Origin of the sequence: Vagococcus acidifermentans, assembly GCF_003987655.1 — a bacterium.
Classification (GTDB): Bacteria; Bacillota; Bacilli; order Lactobacillales; family Vagococcaceae; genus Vagococcus_B; species Vagococcus_B acidifermentans.
Genome location: NZ_NGKC01000021.1, coordinates 1 through 20,256, shown reverse-complemented (window position 1 = coordinate 20,256; position 20,256 = coordinate 1). Strand labels below are relative to the sequence as shown.

The 20,256-nt window shown below is 40.3% G+C and carries 17 protein-coding genes and 1 pseudogene; 4 read left to right on the top strand and 14 right to left on the bottom strand.

Annotated features, from left to right (window positions below; translation table 11 throughout):
* Window positions 1-12 precede the first annotated feature (12 nt).
* Window positions 13-1,689: a type I pullulanase gene (gene pulA / locus CBF27_RS13165; RefSeq protein WP_126815061.1), complete on the bottom strand. Its 1,677-nt coding sequence runs from the start codon at window positions 1,687-1,689 to the stop codon at window positions 13-15.
* Window positions 1,690-2,344: 655 nt separating this feature from the next.
* A complete protein-coding gene (locus CBF27_RS13160) occupies window positions 2,345-4,081 on the bottom strand; it encodes a pullulanase-associated domain-containing protein (protein ID WP_170175122.1) in 1,737 nt (578 codons plus the stop codon).
* Window positions 4,082-4,381: 300 nt separating this feature from the next.
* Here CBF27_RS13160 and CBF27_RS13155 point away from each other — a divergent pair, with 300 nt between their 5' ends.
* The 3 genes from CBF27_RS13155 (at window position 4,382) to CBF27_RS13140 (ending at window position 5,837) form a co-directional block, all read left to right on the top strand.
* Window positions 4,382-4,645, top strand: coding sequence for a DUF1905 domain-containing protein (locus tag CBF27_RS13155; protein WP_126815057.1), 264 nt, complete (start codon window positions 4,382-4,384; stop codon window positions 4,643-4,645).
* 435 nt (window positions 4,646-5,080) lie between these two features.
* The gene (locus tag CBF27_RS13145) at window positions 5,081-5,458 is read left to right on the top strand and encodes an HIRAN domain-containing protein (RefSeq protein WP_425469930.1); all 378 of its coding nucleotides are present in this window, start codon (window positions 5,081-5,083) and stop codon (window positions 5,456-5,458) included.
* 133 nt (window positions 5,459-5,591) lie between these two features.
* Window positions 5,592-5,837: a PTS sugar transporter subunit IIA gene (locus CBF27_RS13140; RefSeq protein ID WP_148112307.1), complete on the top strand. Its 246-nt coding sequence runs from the start codon at window positions 5,592-5,594 to the stop codon at window positions 5,835-5,837.
* Window positions 5,838-6,028: 191 nt separating this feature from the next.
* Here the strand turns inward: CBF27_RS13140 and CBF27_RS13135 are convergent, their stop codons facing one another.
* The 5 genes from CBF27_RS13135 to CBF27_RS13115 all read right to left on the bottom strand — a co-directional run bounded on the left by CBF27_RS13135 (window position 6,029) and on the right by CBF27_RS13115 (window position 12,324).
* Window positions 6,029-6,685 carry a Crp/Fnr family transcriptional regulator gene (locus CBF27_RS13135; RefSeq protein ID WP_126815053.1) on the bottom strand — a complete coding sequence of 219 codons (657 nt, stop codon included), beginning with the start codon at window positions 6,683-6,685 and terminating at the stop codon, window positions 6,029-6,031.
* A 47-nt stretch (window positions 6,686-6,732) separates the two neighbouring features.
* On the bottom strand, window positions 6,733-7,734 hold the full coding sequence (locus CBF27_RS13130; RefSeq protein ID WP_126815051.1) for a YeiH family protein: 1,002 nt from the start codon (window positions 7,732-7,734) through the stop codon (window positions 6,733-6,735).
* A 99-nt stretch (window positions 7,735-7,833) separates the two neighbouring features.
* Window positions 7,834-9,642, bottom strand: a complete 1,809-nt coding sequence (locus tag CBF27_RS13125) for a DUF6568 family protein (protein ID WP_126815049.1) — start codon at window positions 9,640-9,642, stop codon at window positions 7,834-7,836.
* Window positions 9,643-9,662: 20 nt separating this feature from the next.
* A complete protein-coding gene (locus tag CBF27_RS13120) occupies window positions 9,663-10,847 on the bottom strand; it encodes an NAD(P)/FAD-dependent oxidoreductase (protein ID WP_126815047.1) in 1,185 nt (394 codons plus the stop codon).
* Between the two features lie 31 nt (window positions 10,848-10,878).
* Entirely contained in the window at window positions 10,879-12,324 is a 1,446-nt protein-coding gene (locus CBF27_RS13115) for a Na+/H+ antiporter NhaC family protein (protein WP_245986107.1), read from the bottom strand.
* Between the two features lie 458 nt (window positions 12,325-12,782).
* Between CBF27_RS13115 and CBF27_RS13105 the strand changes: the two genes are divergently transcribed.
* Window positions 12,783-14,138, top strand: coding sequence for an FAD-dependent oxidoreductase (locus tag CBF27_RS13105; protein WP_245986105.1), 1,356 nt, complete (start codon window positions 12,783-12,785; stop codon window positions 14,136-14,138).
* Between the two features lie 156 nt (window positions 14,139-14,294).
* Here the strand turns inward: CBF27_RS13105 and CBF27_RS13100 are convergent, their stop codons facing one another.
* The 7 genes and pseudogenes from CBF27_RS13100 to CBF27_RS13070 all read right to left on the bottom strand — a co-directional run.
* Window positions 14,295-14,747 (bottom strand): hypothetical protein, encoded by a 453-nt coding sequence (locus tag CBF27_RS13100; RefSeq protein WP_126815042.1) that lies wholly within the window; start codon window positions 14,745-14,747, stop codon window positions 14,295-14,297.
* A gap of 16 nt (window positions 14,748-14,763) precedes the next feature.
* Window positions 14,764-15,909 (bottom strand): galactonate dehydratase, encoded by a 1,146-nt coding sequence (dgoD, locus tag CBF27_RS13095; protein ID WP_126815040.1) that lies wholly within the window; start codon window positions 15,907-15,909, stop codon window positions 14,764-14,766.
* Between the two features lie 12 nt (window positions 15,910-15,921).
* Complete coding sequence (locus tag CBF27_RS13090) at window positions 15,922-17,289, bottom strand: PTS galactitol transporter subunit IIC (RefSeq protein WP_126815037.1); 1,368 nt, start codon at window positions 17,287-17,289, stop codon at window positions 15,922-15,924.
* A 27-nt stretch (window positions 17,290-17,316) separates the two neighbouring features.
* The gene (locus CBF27_RS13085; RefSeq protein ID WP_126815035.1) at window positions 17,317-17,595 is read right to left on the bottom strand and encodes a PTS sugar transporter subunit IIB; all 279 of its coding nucleotides are present in this window, start codon (window positions 17,593-17,595) and stop codon (window positions 17,317-17,319) included.
* 63 nt (window positions 17,596-17,658) lie between these two features.
* Window positions 17,659-18,117 (bottom strand): PTS sugar transporter subunit IIA, encoded by a 459-nt coding sequence (locus tag CBF27_RS13080; RefSeq protein ID WP_126815032.1) that lies wholly within the window; start codon window positions 18,115-18,117, stop codon window positions 17,659-17,661.
* Window positions 18,117-18,749 (bottom strand): bifunctional 4-hydroxy-2-oxoglutarate aldolase/2-dehydro-3-deoxy-phosphogluconate aldolase, encoded by a 633-nt coding sequence (locus tag CBF27_RS13075; protein WP_126815030.1) that lies wholly within the window; start codon window positions 18,747-18,749, stop codon window positions 18,117-18,119. Before CBF27_RS13075 ends, CBF27_RS13080 begins: the two co-directional genes overlap by 1 nt.
* Window positions 18,750-18,764: 15 nt before the next feature.
* Window positions 18,765-20,084: pseudogene (locus CBF27_RS13070) on the bottom strand (PTS sugar transporter subunit IIA); the annotation flags it as partial.
* Window positions 20,085-20,256: the final 172 nt, after the last annotated feature.

Here is a 20,256-nt window from a genome sequence, read left to right as displayed (position 1 = left end):
TTCGGTTTTTTATTAGCAATGTTTTTTCCGCTTAGTGTAGATAATAAAGCAGACAGCTGCAACCAGCACGATACCGCCCATCATTAGATATGCAGTATGCTGTTCACCCGTTTTAGGGAGAAATCCGATAACTGGTTTTTCTTTGCCTTTGTCAGGAGATTGACCGTCCGCTTGATTAGTATTGTCAGTTTTTTCTTGGGAAGCAGTACTTTCTTGTTGCTTCTCCCATTTTGCGTATAAGGTCAACTTTTCTGTTATCAGAGAATCAAAGTCAAAGGCATTTGTAAATTCCTTTTCCATAAACCAGCCTGCAAAGTCATAGCCGTCTTTTGTCGGATCGACTGGTTTTACCGCTTTTTCATTTTCTGATACTTTTTGTGACGGTACTTTCGAACCACCGTTGCTGTCAAATACCACATCGTATTGCACCGCTGTTTCCGGCTTTTCTTGCTCGGACGCCTCTTTTTTGTAAACAGACACACTTAACGGCAGTACTTCATTTGAAGCCAGTTTTTCCTGCTTTTCGCTTTCCAAACGGTTGTCCAAAAGTAACTCAAAATCAGTCAATGCTGCCGACGTTACCTCTTTTTTCGTGTCATTAGCATTTAAGATGACAACATACTCGTTTGTACCATCTTTTAATCGATACACAATGACGTTGTCCTCTGATTGCTCGATGGTGGTTTTTTCAGCAATCTCTTCATAACTTTGCAGTCTAAACAGCGGCTCTTCTTTTCGGAGTTTAACCAGTTTCTTAAAGAAGTTTACTGACTCTTTGTATGTTTCAGGTCTGCTCCAGTCAAACTGGTTGACGCTGTCTGGAGATTTGTAGCTGTTTTCATCTCCGCCTTTTGTTCTTAAAAATTCCTGTCCGGCATGGATAAAAGTAATACCTTGGGATAACAACGGTATACTGGTCCCCAGCATATGGCGTTTCAACCGCTGTTCGTCAGTATCCTCGGGATTGGTAAAACTCAGTTTATCAAACAAGGTCAGATTGTCATGGGCTTCCACATACTGTATCACTTGGTCAGGAGCGATGTAACCTTCCAACCCATTTGCCCCCGTGATATTTTGCGCCACAATTTTTTCCATATCGTCTTTGCCGTTAATGAAGCCGGGAGCTGTTTCTTCAAAGACACTGCCTTTTACGCCATCTCTGAGTGAGTCATTAAAGTGGGCGATAGCCGGCATCTGTGCCGCATTTTTCTGAGTTGCTTTTTTCTCAGAAGCTAGAGGTGTGCCCATATCCCATCCTTCTCCAAGAATGATAATAGAAGGGTCGATTTTATTCATTTCTGCCCGGACGGCATTCATCGTATCCACATCCAAAATACCCATTAAATCGAATCTGAAGCCATCAAGATGATACGTTTCAGCCCAATATTTGACACTGTCGACAATATACTTGCTCATCATTTTCCGCTCGGAAGCAGTATCGTTTCCGACACCTGTGCCATTGGCCAGATTGCCGTTTTCATCATATCTGAAATAATAGCCAGGGACTGTCTGGTTGAACGCATGGCTGCTTGCTTCAAAAACGTGATTGTAAACCACATCCATAATGACTCGCAGCCCATTATCATGCAGTCCTTGGACCATTTGTTTCATTTCAATAATCCGTGTTTCAGGATTAGTCGATTGTGATAGGTAACTCTTTGAATAAATTGTTGCAGAGTTATTCGCCAAGTTTTCCCCCACACCGCACCGTACGTGCAGCTTTCACCGCATACGGCGCTCCAACTTATTTATAAAATAAGTCTCAGGGCTATCCCTCAACGTTTGTTAGACGTTTCAGCGGTACTGTGCCCTTACTCTCACGGAAATCAAGGAATTTCGAGAATTCTCTCTTATATCCACTACTCCGATAGCAGTCGTTGTCAAAGTAGTTTCCGCTTTCCACGTTCCGATTGTTCTAGCTTTTGCATCTGCTGTTAGGCGCTTGCTCTAGGCCTGAACATTTATAAGGTCATTGTTCCTTATCCCGAATTTCATACAGATGATTTTTACTTTTCGGTAATGTTCGTTGCTTGTGTGCAACACGCTTTCCTTTCGGTCGCGTCGTCTTTAGACCCGTACATTCGCAAGTTCGTCAGTCCAAGATTGAACATTCTCGCCATAAGCAGTTTTTAGCCTCCCGACATATCCTCTTCCGTATGATGTTAACTTTATCACTTAGGAAGCGTTCTGCCGACTTCACCTAGCTTCACACCAACCGCTGCTGCTACAGTGATTCGCATGTAGGAGTATTAGAGCAGTTGTTTCAGTCAACATGACGACTTCTTTCCAACTGTCAAACAATCAGTTGTTATTATTTTTTTAAATAATCCTTCTTTTTCGTGACTTAAGCACTTATAAGAAAACGTGTCGCACCATCTGTACTGTAAGAACCCTCCGGCACATTGTAATTTTTAGGATCATAGCCCCAGTTGTACTGCGGGACATCAGGTGCACTCTCATCTACAGTCTGGTAATCATACATTGGCAAAAACTGCACGTGAGTCACACCCAAACTTTTGATATAGTCCAAACCGGTCGGCTGTCCTTGCTCATTTTTCGTCCCTGCTTCAATGACACCAAGAAACTTACCTTTATGTTGGATGCCGCTGTCAGCAGCAATGGATAAATCACGAATGTGTGTCTCGTAAATAATCGCATCCACGGGCGAGCTGAATGCCGGCATGCGTTCAAATGACTGGATTCGTGTGCTGTCAGGATTTAACACAACGGAACGGTTGCCATTGACAATTGCTGACGTTGCATAAGGGTCTGTCGATTCGTTGACAGTGCCATCCGGAAATGTTAACCGATACGTATAAACCGTGCCGTGCTGATCGCCATTTAACACGGTTGTAAACGTGCCTTTCTCTCCTTTATCCATAAGCACTGTCTCTTTTTCCGGACTATTTTCTTCCTGACCATCATAAAGCACCAATTCAACGGTTTTTGCTGTTGGTGCCCACAACGTAAAATCAGTTTTTTCAGGCGTGTAATTTTGTCCCAATGTCCCATCGTAGAAATATTCTTCATCAAATTCAGGTGTTCTGACAACAGCTCCAATGCCGACCAAAACAGGAGCCAACTCTTTTACTTGAATGTCATAAGCTGTTTGTAAATCCAATGGTTCAACAGTTTTGACGGTGAATTGATTCGCCAGCTCATCTTCAGCGGCAGTCACTTCTGTTATTGCTAGTGTGCCATGCTCGTTTGTTAAAACAATATCTTCCGGCGTTATGTCTGCCAGCCGTTCTTTTTTTGCCAATGAAATGTTAATCTCCTGCATGGTTTCAATACTTGCCTTTTTTATTCGTTGATCTTTTACAATAAATTCAGGATGATTATAAATCAGTGCATCATTTTCCATTACCCAAATGTCCATCGTATCTTGTCCTTCTATTACATAAACTGAGCGATCGGAATCGCCATCTTTTTCTTGCCACTCATTATCCGGAGTGCCCTTTCTGATGATAAAATTTAACTTGGAAAAACCTTCAGCATCCTCCAAGTCGAAGGTTGCCGTTTTTCCGTATGAATCTTCAGCAGCAAACTCTGCTTGCTGGCCGTCTTTGCCGTCAATCCAGTGCCAGACATTCCAGCCTTCGTAATCATTGCCGCTGCGATAATAATGAAGATTTACCGTCATTTTTTTGGTTTGAGGTGCTACCTCTTCCGCAGGTGGCGCATAAGACAAGTGCTCCTCTTCGTCCAACCAAACATGAGCCAGCCCTGATGCAGTATCAATGAACTGGTCTGCAGTCTGGTAATTCCAACTTTCAGCAGATTTCACTAAAAAACCCACCTGGTCATGCTGCCCCGCTAGGTTGATAACGGCATACTTGCCAAACGCATCCCCCCCTTCAAAGTCATATTCATTGCCTCCGCCATTTAACGGCCAAGCCCAAATAGAGGAGTCTTCGCCTTTCCGATCTTCAGAAGGACGATAATGAATAACAACTTTGGTGGTCATCCCTTCTTCAGCTATCGCCTCTTTTTTGTCTGAAACTAGAAAAAATAAACATGATACTAACGTTAAACCGCATACAATTGACAACAGGAAAAAACGTTCTCTTTTTTTCCTCAACAACACCATCTCCTTTATTAAATAAAATGACACATGTGCACATGTATATATATACCATATATGAAGATGGATACCCAAGTTGTTACCGGTAACAGGATTTTGAGGGTAGATGGATGTAAAATATTTTTAATGGATTTAAATCAAGAATGAAAGAAAAGCAGTATTTGCAAGGTTGTTTGTTATTTCTACCAGATAATAAAATATAGTCGCATACATTTCCCTTTATTTCAATCTAACAAGTGAGGTATAATTTTCTTGAACTCAATCAAATGAAACAATCACTCTAAAGGAGGCGCCCTAATGCGCGACGTATATGAATTTGATGCAAAAATTATGAAAGTGCCTGATAAAGATGGGGCTTATGTGGAAATTCCATTCGATGTGAAGGAAACTTTCGGAAAAGGCCGTGTGCCCGTTCATGCCACATTTGATGGTGAACCCTATGATGGTCAGCTTGTCAGGATGAAAACGCCTTGCCATATCATCGGTATCCGCAAAGATATCCGTGCAAAAATCGGCAAACAACCTGGTGATACGATTCATGTCACAATCCAAGAAAGATAAGCAAAACTGCCGGACCATACCACTATAGATGCATACATTGCCCGTTACGACGGCGATGTTCGCTTACGTATGGAAAAGCTCCATTCATTGATACATGAGTGCTCCCCTGCCGTCACAGAAAAAATCTCTTGGGAATTGCCACTTTCACGTTGAACGGCAACCTTGTTCACTTTTCAGGTGAGACGCAGCATTTAGGGCTTCATCCTGCACCAAGCGCAATTCAAGCTTTCGCTGACAAACTAAGTAATTATAAATTGTCTATGGGAATAGTCCGGTTTCCTTACGACAAACCAATGCTTTATGAGTTAATTCGTGAAATGACGCTGTTCCGAGTGCAGGAGAAGATGACTAAATAGATTGTGAAAAAACGATGGTCGAAAGTATGGCACAGTTGATAAATGGTTACTGATTTTATTAAAAACAAGGAGGATTTTTATGGAAAAAATGAAGAAAGAAAAGCTTGTAGAATCACTGAAAAATCACACGTTTGAACCAAGCGGGCATCTGGCCGATTTTCATGTGGCAGGTTTTGCATATTATGACGGCTTGGATGTCATTGACGAGCTGACTTTGGGCAAACCGGTCAGTCTCGTTGCGGAACCGGATAATCCTTACGATCCTGAGGCTGTTGCTATCTTTTACCGTGATAAGAAGCTCGGCTATATTCCAAAGGATAAAAACAGTCTGTTCAGTACGCTGCTTTACTTTGGTCATAGTGATTTATTTGAATCCAGAATCCAATTTGTTAATAAAGAATCCCATCCTGAAAGACAATTTAGGGTCGTTGTGAAAATTAAAGATAATCGGAAGTAACAATCAAACTGACACTGCATAATTTTGATACAAGAAAGAATTAACTATTCAATTACCGACGATAAAATTGGGTATATTGTATTTCGCATTGGAGGTGCACTTGAGGTGCAAAAGAAAAATATTATTGCTAGCGATGAAATTAAATGCAAAAAAATCTGGAATGTGTCTCATATTAAATGATGATAAGCATAAAATTCCTTGGGCTGATACTGAAGTGAACGTAGTATTAATGTTGGCTATCAGCAAAAGTGACAGAAAAATGTTTTTAGACTTATTCGATTCATTAACTATGATTCTAACCGAAGACGAAAATATTTCTAAGCTGATTTCAACATCTTCGTATAAAGAATTTAAAAATATGCTAGTCCGCCTTTCTTAGGTGCTAGCATATTTTTAATACTCGTATCAAAATAAATATGGGCAGAGACGACTTTGTACCCGTCCGCCCGCAATAGATTAGCCATCATATTGTTTCATTTCCCCGTAATGGCTTACAATCAGTATATGCCTTAAATGTCACGCAAAAAAACAGGAAGAAGAGTTCTCCTTCCTGTTTTTAAGCTACATTGACTAAAGATTCGCCAGTATTTTTTCTTTGTTTATGTGTGTCAAGATTTTTTTGTTTAATTTAAAAAATGATTCATCTTCCATTCTATGCAGTTCCTGATTCAAAGAGGCACGCGTCACGTTGATAAGAGCTGCAAAAGCTTCTTGAGAAACAGGCAGCCGGACATGTGTCGGAATTTTACAAAGGTCTAATTCCAAATTACCTTCGCTGGAAATCCAGTAACAAATCCGTTCGCGAATCGTTTTATAACCCAAACAAGTAATCATTCTTTGGTTGTCGACACCTCTTACAGCCAGATGTTTGATGTATAATCTCAAAAGCTGGTTGTCGTTTAAAACAGCCTCAGCAAACACATCAACAGGTATCCAACTAATCCGCGCTTTGGAAAGAGTGACTAAATCAAATGTATAATCGGCATTGCCGGACAAGTATAAGTACTCCAGCAGAATACTGCCTTTTGTGAACACAGAGCTGCACAATTCTTTGCCGTCCTTTGTGTAAGTGATAGCTTTCAAAAAACCGTCAAGCACAAAACCAATATGAGAAATCGGTGTCCCGGCTGTTTCCAACAGCCTTTTTTTTTTGTACCGTTTTGTGACAACGTTGCGATGGATATCGGGATGATTGAGACAAGCTTGAATAAATTCAGTTTCACACATATCCCCATTCTCCTTCTTAAATTCACATAAACCGACAGACGATTCGCTTAAAAGAACAGTTTACTGGCAAAAATAGCCAACACTAATAACAGAGAGGAACTGATAAAAGCGGCTATAAAAACACTCATTCCACGTTCCTTGATGACTCTGAAGTTGACACTCAAGCCCAGTGCGGCCATCGCCATCCCTAAACAGATGTATGCCAATTCCACCAGCATATCCAATACACCGGTTGAAATCGGGAGAAACGTGCCCAAAACACTGGAGGCAAGAAAGCCTGCCATAAACCAGGGAATTGGCAGTTTTTGTTTTCCGCTGACTTCAAAATGACTCGTTTTTTGATACCAGACACCAACGAGCAATGCAACTGGTGCCAATAAAATCACTCGCGAAAGTTTCATAATCAGTGCTGCGTTGAGTGCCACTTCCCCGTTCGAACCGCCGGCCGCTACGGCATGGGCGATTTCATGTAATGATGCACCGTTCAAGACTCCCAGCTGAACAGCGTCCATCCCGAGAAGTGGCTTAATGACAATTTCAATCAATGTAAACAGTGTGCCCATAATACAAACGACAGCAATTGCCAGCACGGAGTCATCCTTTTCAGCCTTGACTTGCGGGGAAACACCCATGACAGCTGCAGCACCGCAAACCCCGCATCCGCAAGCTGTCAAAATGGACAATTCTTTTTCTACATTCATTTTCCGGCATAATTGATACGTGACTAGAATCGTAAATGACACAACGACGATTGCCAGCAAAATGGTTTTGATACCTGAATTTGCCAAATCTTCCAAGTTGAGTCTAAAACCCAGTAAAATAATGCCCAATCGTAAAAATTTATTTGAAATGAATCCTACTCCTGCTGCTGAGTGTTCCCGGACAGGTTTGACTAGCTGCAACAGCATGCCAAGTAATAGTGCCAACACTAGAGTCCCTATCAATTTTAAGCCCGGCAACTTCGCTAACTGATCCGCCGCTAACGCACAAAACAGGGTCACACCAGCTGCGAGCCAAAAAGACCTTTTTTTAAAAATATTCACCTGCATTTACTCCTAACATCATTCTTATTCTATACATGAAACCACTCCTGTCTACCACAAAGGTGATAGACAGGAGAATTTTTCATTCACGCATATCTCTACTTTTTATTTTAAAGCATCATCCAAAAAATCACAAATGTCATCGTAATCTCTTTCGCCGCTGAAGCGTTGCAGCTCTTTCCCCTGCTTGTAGATGACGACAACTGGTATGCCGGCGATTTTATGCCGCTCGGCGATTTTTTGTTCGATATCGACATCAACATATCTAATTAAGAATTCCCCGTTGAACTCTTCTTGTAACGCCTCTTCCAGGACAGGGTGAAGCGCCTTACAATGCTGACATCTTTCCGCGCCGAATAATACCAGCACTGGTTTTTCCTGATTCAACACTTGTTCTGCAAATGTCTCTTCTGTAATCGGTACAAAGAAATCCCGGTTGACATCAAAGATTTTTTCTTTGTTGACGACATCCTCCTCATCATCGGTTGCCACACATAAAGCGACATCCGCATAATACGGCAGTGTCCCTTCGACATCGATGACTGTTTTTGCGCCAAACTTGCCGGCTCCTGGTACACGGTAAGTTGTATTGTCGATAGGTTCAATGGCAATTTCCTCTGGTTTCGGTTCTTGCGGAACATAATCATACGGGTAGCGGTACGCCCGGTAGATCATATTATTGGACGGTTTGCCTTCTTCTGAATGAGTGTAATATGGTGAGATCCACTCCCAAACGATTTCGTGATCAACTGTCACTTCAATCAGCCTGCCGTCCGAACCTTCTGTAATCAATGTGTTGCCGTTCGGTAAGCGTTGGGCTGCTGAGACGTAAGGGCTGTAAAACTTGCTGGCGTCAGTCGGAATAGCGTGGCCAAGCTCTTTTGGCGTTACCTGCCAAATAATTTTCAATGTGATCGGGTCGAATTCCAGCACACGGCTGTAATCTCTCAAGGCATTTTTGCTGCCGATCGGCGAACCTGGATTCGGCACACCGTACCCTGCCCAGCCGCCGTTATCATAAACTAGCAAATTCCCCTCACCCGGCAAGCCCTTCGGTATCATGTGGAAATGATGCTGACCGATAATCCAGCCCAACTTCCGCAGTTCTGGTGTCAAGCTGAAATCAGGCCCGATTTGCCAGACGATTTTGCCTGTTTCCTTATCCAATATTGCCAAAATATTAGCTTCCCGGCAGTCGAAGATGATGTTGTCAGGCTTAAAGCGCTGGTCGCCTTGGTCGAACCACTTGTTTGGCCCCAGATAACTCATACTGTTCACATGCAAGTAATCGCCGACACCGCCATCTGATGCGCGCATATTCGGGTCACGGAAGAGCACATTTTTAGCAGCTTCATCAAAGTTGAATTCATCAAAGTGGTCGCTGATAGACCACTGCCATAAAATATTACCTTCCCAGTCCACTTCATACATCACATCATCCAGCAGGCGTTTGTCAGAAATCAACGGGTTATGGATTGTCTGATGGCCTAAAATCAATGTGTTGCCTGACAATACTTTAGGCTCCATCCCCGGCACATAATAACCAACCGGATTGCCCTCTCTCTGATAGTCGTGGTGTGTCCGTGCCATCCAGCGGTGGTCGCGTCCCGGGTCATTGATTTCTTCAAGACGGTCAAATTCCCAGACAATGTTGCCGTCGTAATCGATTTGAATCAGATTGACGCCATCCTGCATACCATAGTCCGGATGTCTGAAACCAGATGTTCCCATAACGTATCCGCCAGGCAATAATTTCGGCGGCATCGCCTGCATGTTCCAGCGCCGGATTTCATTCCCGTTCATGTCAAATAACAAGACGCCATCATTAATCAACGGTACGATTGTGTAACCGTTCCAGCACTTGTCCGGCTGATAAACTGTCGTACCATGCGGAAAAACTTTTGGTTGTCCCATTTTTTTCACTCCTATTCATTTTATACAGACAACTCTTCTTCTGTCAGAATTTTGTCTAATTCACCTGATTGATACAATGCTGCAGACACCGTTTGTTGAATCGCCAATTTCCTATACAAAAGGCGCTGTCTTGAAATATCCTGTTTGTATACTTTATACGAAGGTGCCAGTTGCTGCTCAAACGTTGCCGCCACTTCAATGTCCCGACTGCTGTACGGGTCATAAAAGACAAAAGCGACAGCCCCTGATTCCGGCTTGAGCAGTTCATCCAATTCTTCCTTCTCCGTCAAATAACGTTCGCCTGAGACAATCGCCCTGGCACCGTCAGCTGCTGCTGTCACAACTTGCCTTAAAAATGTGTTTGTACAGTCACCCACTGCGTAAATCCCCGGCACGCTGGTCTCCTGCTGTTCATTGACAAGAATAAAGCCTTTTTCGTCACAGTCCACCAGCTCTCTGACGATGTCTGTTTTAGGTGTCATCCCGATGAAGAAGAAAACACCTTTTGATTTCTCTTCTGTCAGCTCATTTGTCTGAACATTTTTAATGACCACTTTTTCAACATGGTCAGTCCCTTCGATTTTATCCAAAGTAGCATTCCAAATAAAATTGATTTTCGGATTTTTCATTGCCCGTCTGGCCGACGCTTCATTGCAGTCTAAATGACCTTCTTCATGCAAAACGATGATGTTGACTTTTGAGGCAAAGCGGGTTAAATAATTAGCTTCTTCAATTGCCTGGTCGCCTGCGCCGAGCACATGGATTTCCTGTCCCTTGAAAAATTCGGCATCGCAAGTAGCACAATACGACACACCTTTTCCGACAAATTCTTTTTCTCCTGGAATGCCCAATGTACGCGGCTCCGTTCCAGTGTCGACAATCAACAATTTTCCGTAAAAACTGCCCCGCCGTTTCGTGTCCACCACTACCCCGCCGTCATCTGTTGAAACCGCAGTGACAGTGGTGCGCTTGAACGAGATAGTGTCATAAGATTCCGCGTGCTGTTTGAATTTAAGCATCAGATTGGTTCCGGAATCCAAAATCGTGCCAGGATAATTTTTGATTTCTGCTGTTTCTTTGATACGTCCCCCGTACCCGCCTTTTTCAATTACGAGTGTCTTTAATTCCGACCTGCCTGCGTAAATGGCAGCTGCCAGACCGCCCGGACCACCGCCGACAATGATGACATCATATCTTTCATCCATAATCGTTCACCTTCTCATCTATTTCTTGACATTACGCATTTTGAGCAAGAGGCAGTTTCTTTTTGCCTCTTTCCGCAAAAATCCAAATAAAGCAGACAACCGTCAGCAAAATACAATAGTAGCTGGAACTGAATATCGCAAACGGACTAGGTACAACAGACTGAGGCAATATGTCCGGCATCTCGTTGATTAATGTGATGGCCCCCATCACAAAAGCACTGTTGACGGGGATAATAGCTGTCACACTTGTCGCGATGCCTGTCATCAAATAGACTCTTTTGCCAGGCGGAATCCCGCTGCGCTGCCCGATGGTATCTGCGATATGCCCAAACAGCAAAATTGCTGGTAGCACACAACCTGACAGAAAAATATTGACGATACCTGTGCCGAGAACTAGTACAAGCTCAGCTCCTTTGGTACTGCAAAAAATTCTTTTAGAAAGCACCCAGTCACAAAAAAGCGCCAAGACACCGCCCTCTACTGCAACTGAAATCATCCCGAACAGCAAAATCGTGGAAATCACGATATCTACCATGCTGTAAATGCCGTCGAAGATAATACCGCTGATTTGTGTCGCTTCCGCATTGACAAACACGATATCCTGCCATGAAAAAATGCCTGTCACTAACCCGACAACAAGCCCCGTCAAGATACCGATTGGAAGCCCCAGAAACAAATTCTTGGTTTTAAAACTGACCACCAGTAAAACAATAACAGGCACCAGCATCCAAAGGCCCGAACTGTCCGAAAAATCAGCCAGTAGCGCCAAATGGTTGGCCATTTGGCCTGTTTCAGCCCCGCCGAATAGGTAAAAAAGCACCATTGCTATCACAGCAATCAACAAAAGCCAAGGTGTCCGTTCTTTCAAAACCGTTTGCAAATCGGCAGTTTCCTGTGTTTCGCCATCTTTTTGCGTGTCAATAGTGGTGTTGATGACTTGCGAGCTGGGAGACAGCGCATCGCCGAAAAAGACACCGCTCAAAAGAGCTCCGAGCAGCACGGCGGGTTCACTCCCCAGTAAAATCCCCGGCGGATAAAAAATGGGCACGACTGCAAACATCGCGGCGATGGGTGCGCCCGCTCCCAAAGAAATGATTGATGAAGCTAGAAAAGCGAACACCACGAACAGACTGCCTGAAATATGCATTTGTGTACTCAACCAAACGAAACCATTTCCAATTTTGCCGAAAGTCAACATCTTAGTAAACACACCAATTAACAGAAACGTAAAAATCAGTTTAGCATTGCCGAACTGCGACAATCCTGAAATTACAGCATCCCAATACTTTGCTTTATTCTTCACAAATAAAAACCCGACTAACAAACCAATAAAAGCAGAAAATACTAACGCCCGCATCGAGTAATACTGATAAAAAACAGCAAAAAACGCACTGAGGAAAATGTACAATAAAATCGGTAATATCGCCATCTTGCAACCACCATAAAATTCTAAACGGCAGGCTTTTTTACCACTCACTGCTAATCACCTCTCATCTGAGACTGCATTGACTAAACGTCCGATTACATCAGCTGATTGTATATCTTTTCACAATTCAATCGTATCAAAATACGGACAAAAAAACTGTTGGCTTACCAACAGTTTTGCTATTTTCATGTTTTTTGAATGAAAATATCGACTCCGATAAAGTGTTTACTGTCCGGTCGTATTGAACAGTCTTCGGAAATCGCGTAATGCTAACGTCACCCTTGATTTTCACGAGTTAGCCTACTTGCCGCCATCTTTGTATATTTTTTGCACTTCAAATGTTTGACTCGTCAGATTAACATTTAAATGTATCAGCAGTAATTATTTTCTAACCACTTCAAATTCATTTTCTGCATCATTTTTAGACACAAAAAAGCATATCGTTATCTCTTAGACCATTTATTAGTTATAATTAGGGTGTACTAAATATATATAGGAGGTAATTTTTTATGAAAGTCATCGTTTTAGGTTCCTCGCATGGCGGTTATGAAGCTGTCGAAGAATTATTGTTGACGCATCCAGATGCTGAAATTCAGTGGTATGAAAAAGGCGACTTCATCTCATTTATGGGTTGAGGTACCCAAATGTATCTTGAGGGAGTAGTCACTGACGTAAATTCGATACGTTATATGACTGCTGAAGAGATGGAAAAACGTGGGGTTCACGTTTTCACAAACCAAGAAATTACTAAACTGGAAGCCGACAAACATCAGGTACATGTGCTGAATCATTTGACCGGTGAAGAGCGGATCGAGTCCTATGATAAAATTATTTTAAGTCCGGGCGCTGATCCATTCATTCTTCCTGTTCCGGGAAATGATTTAGACAACATCAAAACCATGCGCGGACGTCAAGACACTATTGATTTAAGGTTACTTTCCGTAGATCCGGCAATCAAACATGTTGTCGTGATTGGTGCCGGCTACATTGGCATTGAAGCAGCTGAAGCCTTTGCTTTAGCAGGTAAACACGTGACAGTAGTCGATATTATTCCTCGGCCGCTCGGTGTTTACTTAGATGAAAGTTTCACCGATGTGCTTGAAAAAGAAATGGAAGCCAAAGGTGTCCATTTGGCAATGAAAGAATCCGTAACAAGCTTTACAGGCGAAGGAAAAGTTGCGTCTGTCATTACTGATAAAGCGGAATATCCGGCAGATTTAGTCATCATGTCCGCAGGTGTACGCCCCAATACGGCATGGCTCAAAGGAGCTGTTGACTTGCTGCCTAACGGAATGATTAAAACTGACCGCTACATGCAGACTAGCCAGCCAGATGTGTTTGCTATTGGGGATGCAACACTGATCCAATACAATCCTGGAAAAACGGACATCAATATTTCTCTTGCTACAAATGCACGACGTCAAGGCCGTTATGCGGTTAAAAACCTGATTGAACCCGTAGCACCATTCCCTGGGGTGCAGGGCTCGTCAGCTTTACGAGTTTTTGATTATAAATTTGCTTCAACAGGTCTAAATGACCAAATGGCAGAAAAGCTGAACATTGATGTCAAATCAGTGACGCTGGATCAAGACACATTAATGGACTTCATTCCAAAAGAAATGAAGGAACGGGTCATGTTCAAATTGGTTTACGATCCAAGCACTCTGGAAATTTTAGGTGCTCAAATCTTATCCAAACAGGATTTGACAGCAAATATCAATGCGATTTCCATTGCCATCCAAACCAAATTCACCATTGAAGAACTGGCATATGCCGACTTCTTCTTCCAACCAGAATTTGACACACCTTGGAACTTGTTAAACATGGCAGGATTAAAAGCACTGCAACAAGAAAGAAAAGCGTAATCAATCGTAAGGTCTGAGGCAGATTATAGAGACTGCTGAAAAAAACTACGTTACGTATGATAAGGAGATTATCCGAAAATGGATAATCTCCTTATTTTTACTCTTTTAATTATCTTTTTACGAAACAGCCGTTCCATTTTTTTTGTGGAGAGGATTTCATTTGACATTGATAACTATGAGATTGAGCAAATCATATTGGTCAAAGTAGGAAACTAGCTCTGTCTGTGTAGTATCAAAAATCATTGATAGTCTATTATTTTCATTTTTATAAAAGGAGACAAATTGTGTTCCGTTCGATAACTCTTCAATTTCAATTCTTTTAAACTTGTATAAATCTCCTTCTAAAACACCAACTTTAACTAAATGACTCTCGCTAATTCCCTCTTTAATAAATCCTAAATTAAGGATTAAAATGACAAAAGTAATCAGTTTAAGCTGATCTGCTAAAATGTCGGACCAAAAAAATACAATAAGCAGAATGGCTAAAGCAATAGAGATTATTTTTTTCATCCAGCTTCTTTTAGCGAGCAGTTTTATTTTTCTTTGCTTTCTGACTTGTAAAACAATCCACATCATTAAGAAAACTGCAATCATTAGTGACTCAGCCATTAATTACACCGTTCCTCTACCATTCAGCTATTGTTCCATCATAGTTTTTCCATTGCGGATTAGTCCAATTTAACCCTTCTAATGCGATTTCTTTGATTTTATCTTCGTCCATTTCAAGACCTAAACCTGGTTTATCAGGTAAATTGACATAGCCATCTTTGTATTGAAAGACCTCTTTATTTTTCACAAAATCTAATAAATCAAAACCTTTATTGTAATGAATTCCTAGACTTTGTTCTTGAATAAAAACGTTTGGCGTACATGAATCTACTTGTAAAGTTGCGGCTAATGCTATAGGACCATAAGGAGCATGTGGAGCAACTGCAACATCATAAGCTTCTGCCATGGCTGCGATTTTTTTGGTTTCTAAGATGCCGCCACATAAAGCTACATCTGGTTGAATAACATCAATTGCACCTTGACTAAAAATATTTTTAAATTGCCATCGTGTATATAACCGTTCTCCAGTCGCTAGTGGAACTGCAACAGTATTAGCTACTTCTTTGAAATGCTCCTCGTTTTCTGGCAGTACAACTTCTTCTAAAAACATCGGATGATAGGGTTCAAGTGCTTTTGCTAAGACCTTTGCCATTGGCTTATGTACACGTCCGTGAAAATCAACACCAACAGACATGCGATTGCCAAAGTAGTCATGGATTGAAGCTACTCGTTCAACAACCTCTTCTATTTTTTCATAAGAGTCAATATAATGTAGCTCCGATGTTGCGTTCATTTTTATTGCAGTAAAGCCACGATTAAAACGATCTTGCGCTTGCTCTAACACTTCATTTGGACGGTCCCCACCAATCCAAGAATAAACTTTGATTTTATCTCGAGCAGCACCTCCTAATAGCTCATAAACAGGAACGCCAAACGCTTTCCCTTTAATATCCCATAACGCCATCTCAATACCAGAAACAATTGTTCCGTTAATAGGCCCGCCTCTGAAAAAAGATCGGTGCATCTCTTGAAATAATCTCTCTATTTCAAAAGGATTTCTACCAATTAAACGGTTGCCGATTTCATAAGCTCCAGCAACAACAGTTTCTGTTTTAGTTCCCGATATCATTTCCCCCCATCCTTCGATTCCTTCATCAGTACTAATTTTGATAAATATCCATCGCGGTTTTACTTTATATATTGTTATTTTTGATATTTTCAAAATAATCCTCCTCTAATTTGACAAAACTTCTTTAGCATGTTCTACATTAACTTTTTTTATACCTTCAAAATAGTACCACACACCTAAAAAGACTAGTATCAGTAATGGAATACCAATGACTGGTTTATATGAAAACGCTAGAAATACTAAATAACTTTGAATCATTGATGTTGCAGCAAAGGATGAAATCAACATTGAACTTGCTCCTAACTCAATGCCGACAGATTTAGCAATTGATGTCAATACTGGTGCTGTAGCTGTACCACACCATAGTAACGATGCTGTCACTACTAAACCGATTACTATATTTTTTAGAAGATTTCCTCGTGTTAAAGCCACTACCATTGCTACACGAAAAGGAACAACTGCTAAGTCAGCGAATGGTAACACTCGATTTCCTGGTAGCACTAAAGCCATAGCAATTGTCAATGGGATTATGATTAAGGCAGTAGTGATAACATCGGGATTTCCGACTACAACTGCTGCATCTAACCCAATAAACAGGCTACGACCTTTAAACTTATGCTGAGACCATTTTTGGGCAGCATCAGATATAGGCATTAAACCTTCCATAAATAATGAGGTCATCTTTGGAATTAGTACTAGGACAGCTGACATACTTACACCTAATTGAAATATTTGAGTAATGTCGAAACCTGCTAATACTCCAATGACTAAGCCAATGATTAGTCCCATAATCATTGAATCTCCAAAAAAACCTAAATATTTTTGTGCATCTTTAATTGTAAAAGTTGATTTACGAAATACTGGAATACGATCCAGCAACCAATTTAAAGGCCAAGCAATTACTAGTGATGATAGAGCTGAAACAGTTGGTAATGAAACCCCGGGAATTCCAAAAAAACCTTCTACCATTGGCTGTGACCAGTCAGAAATTTTGAAAGTGATAATCGCCATAACAACTGAAGCTCCGACTCCTAACAGAACATTTTTTGTAACAAAATATACCATTACACCTACAATCGCCATATGGTGATAGTTCCAAATATCAACGTCAAGTGTATTTGTACGTTTCAAAATTAGTAAGACGATATTTACAATAAGTATTGCAAAGATTAGTATCGCAATAATTGGTGAAGCCCATGTGACTGCCGCAATTGAACCCCATCCAACATCTAATGCATCTAATTGTACTCCCGTTCGCTCAACCATTGCTTTTGCTGCGGGCCCTACATTTGTCGTCATAAAATCAAGAATCAGTTTAATTCCTGCAAAACCAATTCCCAATGTTAATCCTGATTTAAATGCACGTGTGATTTTTAGTCCGAAAACTAATCCAATGACTGTGATAATGACCGGTAACATAACAGTTGGTCCAGCAGCCATCAGAAAATTAAAGACATCCATAATTATTTTCATTTGTTATTCCTCCTTATGAAAATTTAACTATTTAACATAATTCAATATTTCTTCCATCGTTTCTTCCATACCTATTCCAATTAAAATTGGCATGCCTTTAACAACTGGTACATCTCCGGTCTGACCTTCAAATTCTCCTGTTGTAATTAATAAATCGTAGTCTTGTACTTTACTTGGAACTTCCATTAGTTTAGTTTGAGTCGTTTCAATTTGAATACCTTTGTTAGTTAAATATTCTTTTACTTTTGTTGCTACTACTGTTGATGTAGCAATTCCATTCCCACAAGCAATCAAAATTCTTTTCATAATTTTTTCCTCCTAATTCTATTAGAAACACAATCTTAAAGTAGTTAAAATAATTTTCTAATTTTAAGCAACAGCCTGCTCTAAAAGTTGTAATAGTTCCCTATTTGATTTCGTTTGTATCATTGCTTTTCTCAGCGGTTCATCTTGAATAATTGTAACGATCTTTTGCAACATATCTACTTGTCCGTGAGGCTCACCAATAGCCATCATAATTACTATCTGGACAGGTAATCTGACTTGTTTTTTTTCCATATTGTGAAATTCAACAGGCTGTTTTAAGGTAGCAATAGCCAAAGTTGTTTTATTCACCATTTCAAAATTTGCATGTGGAATTGCTACTCTTGGTTCTGATGATGGCAATCCTGTAGGATATTCCTTTTCACGCTCCTGAATAGCTTCAATGTATTCTTGTTTTACACAACCTTTTTCAAATAACTTTTCAGCTAAAAAGCTTAATACTTCTTCTTTCGTTTTTGCAATAACTTCTCTGAATACTAAATCTTCACATAAAAACAATTCCATTAAACACTTGCTCCTTTCACACTAGAAATTAATTTACGCATGGACTTTGATAAATTTTTACTATCTAAGCGGACCAAGTCCTCTTTATCGAACATTCCCGAGCCAAGTCCTAAATAGCTAGCGCCATTTGAAAGAAAATCTTTTGCATTATTCACTGTAATTCCTCCAACTCCCATCAATGGAAGTTTTCCTAAAGGAGCTTGCACATCTCTGAAAAAACGTGGTGATAAGACTATAGCTGGAAAAACTTTGACGATATCTGCTCCCCGTTTGAACATTTCATCAATTTCCGAAGGAGTCATCGCTGCGGGTACGCTGAGTACCTCGTGTTCTTTAGCAAAATTTATCATATCTTGTGTGAACATATGAGGACCCAACAAAAATTTTGCCCCTGCCTGAATTGCTGCTTTAACATCATCAATCGATCGAACAGTACCCGCTCCAATGTAAATTGAATTCCCGTATTTTTTTGTCAATAAAGTTAGTTGATTCAGTGAATCGGGTGTATTTAATGTTATTTCAACAGCAAATTTAGTTTCTAATCCTTCGATAGCATTTAAAATTGCCTCTGCTTGTTGAAAAGTATAGCCGCGCATAATAATTGTAAAGCGTGGATAATCTTCTATTCTCATTTTGGACCTCTCTTCTCATGTAAATTGACGAATCAATTGATAAATAGTTTTTTCATCTTGTTTAGTGAGTAACTCTTCTAAAAAAGTTTTATTTGTACTGATGTCAGCAATCTGATTAATTGCTTTCAAATGTTTTGTCAAATCAAGAAAAGATAAAGGAAAAATTATCTGTATTCCCTTTCGGTTTGGGAAGTCAATTGCTTGTTTGTTTATTAACAAGCTAATGCCTTCTCTTTGAATGCCATGATCAATAGTCGTGTGTGGGATACAACTCTTTTCTCCAAAATATCCGGAATAATTAGGTTGTCTAATTTGTCTGATACAATCTGCTAAAAATTCATCATTAATGATTTGATTGTTTATTAACGGTTTACATGCTAAAGCAACAGCATCTTCCCATGTAATTTTCTTATCAATAAGTGTGATATAGTTTGGTTTTAAATAATACGTCAATGAAGGTAACCCTTTGGCATTTTCGAAAGGTAAATCTTGTTTTTCTTGGAGCAGGAAATATTGTAACTCTTCTCTTAATGCTTTAGGGTTAGAAATCTTTCCATGTTTTTGAATAATTGAAATCAGTTTATCAACTGATTGATCAACTTCATTGATTCCTAGTTCATTTAATACTCTGTAACGTAAACTGATTTGTTCTTTGTATGTCATGATAGGATTGATAATAAATTGTGGCAATTCAGTTTCTAATGGAATCGTTGTAAATACAAGATCATAGTCCACTTCAAATTGATAAAAATCACGAACAGAAAATGATGACAAAAATTGTAGTTCACTAAAAAGCTTTTTCAAACTTTCCCTAATTACTTTTGATACCATGACATCGTTTGTACAAACAACAACTGCTCTCGGTTTTTGTTTTATTATGTGTTGATTGCTCAACTGAAAGCCAAAATAATATGACAGCAGATCTAACTCGTCATTAGGAAAAGCCCTCCTTAACCAATTTTCAATAGGAACGATAAGTTCTTTCATTAAATCACACAAAATAGCATGATTGCTGTCTTGGATTAGACTGTCTAACGAATAGATACCTAAGCTCAAGTTATATTTAATTCGAAAACAGGCGGGACGCAAATGATTCAGAATACGCCGTTCAAAGTTATCTTTATCTTTAATTGTAATAAATGTCTGTTTTTCGAAGTTAGCAACCATCTCCTTTATCAGCTCTTTTAACCGACTATCTGAATCAAATTCTTGAGTTGTTTTCTTTTCAAAAATATTTGATATCAAGAATAGTAAAGTTATCCATTCGAGATAACTTTCAGATAGCAACCATTCAGTTTCTTTGATTAAAACATTTAAAAATCGAAACTCGGGAGTGGTATGGCAACCCCTTTTTTGACAAAATTTATAAGGTGTCGTTCCTTTTATCATGTTATCCGATTGCCCTTGACAGCGAGCCTCCCCGTCTGTGAGTTTTCACGATCAGCTTCCCAGCTTTAAAAAGTCAGGATCGTTTCCGTGACGGTATCACAGACGGGCTCACTATCAA

Excerpts from the sequence above, each read along its gene's own strand:
- CBF27_RS13075 (WP_126815030.1), bottom strand. The coding sequence starts at position 18,749 with ATGAGAATAGAAGATTATCCACGCTTTACAATTATTATGCGCGGCTAT.
- CBF27_RS13155 (WP_126815057.1), top strand. The coding sequence starts at position 4,382 with ATGCGCGACGTATATGAATTTGATGCAAAAATTATGAAAGTGCCTGAT.
- CBF27_RS13100 (WP_126815042.1), bottom strand. The coding sequence starts at position 14,747 with ATGGCTGAGTCACTAATGATTGCAGTTTTCTTAATGATGTGGATTGTT.
- CBF27_RS13120 (WP_126815047.1), bottom strand. The coding sequence starts at position 10,847 with ATGGATGAAAGATATGATGTCATCATTGTCGGCGGTGGTCCGGGCGGT.
- CBF27_RS13135 (WP_126815053.1), bottom strand. The coding sequence starts at position 6,685 with ATGTGTGAAACTGAATTTATTCAAGCTTGTCTCAATCATCCCGATATC.
- CBF27_RS13085 (WP_126815035.1), bottom strand. The coding sequence starts at position 17,595 with ATGAAAAGAATTTTGATTGCTTGTGGGAATGGAATTGCTACATCAACA.
- CBF27_RS13140 (WP_148112307.1), top strand. The coding sequence starts at position 5,592 with ATGAAATTAAATGCAAAAAAATCTGGAATGTGTCTCATATTAAATGAT.
- CBF27_RS13080 (WP_126815032.1), bottom strand. The coding sequence starts at position 18,117 with ATGGAATTGTTTTTATGTGAAGATTTAGTATTCAGAGAAGTTATTGCA.
- CBF27_RS13125 (WP_126815049.1), bottom strand. The coding sequence starts at position 9,642 with ATGGGACAACCAAAAGTTTTTCCGCATGGTACGACAGTTTATCAGCCG.
- CBF27_RS13145 (WP_425469930.1), top strand. The coding sequence starts at position 5,081 with ATGGAAAAAATGAAGAAAGAAAAGCTTGTAGAATCACTGAAAAATCAC.
- CBF27_RS13130 (WP_126815051.1), bottom strand. The coding sequence starts at position 7,734 with ATGCAGGTGAATATTTTTAAAAAAAGGTCTTTTTGGCTCGCAGCTGGT.
- CBF27_RS13090 (WP_126815037.1), bottom strand. The coding sequence starts at position 17,289 with ATGAAAATAATTATGGATGTCTTTAATTTTCTGATGGCTGCTGGACCA.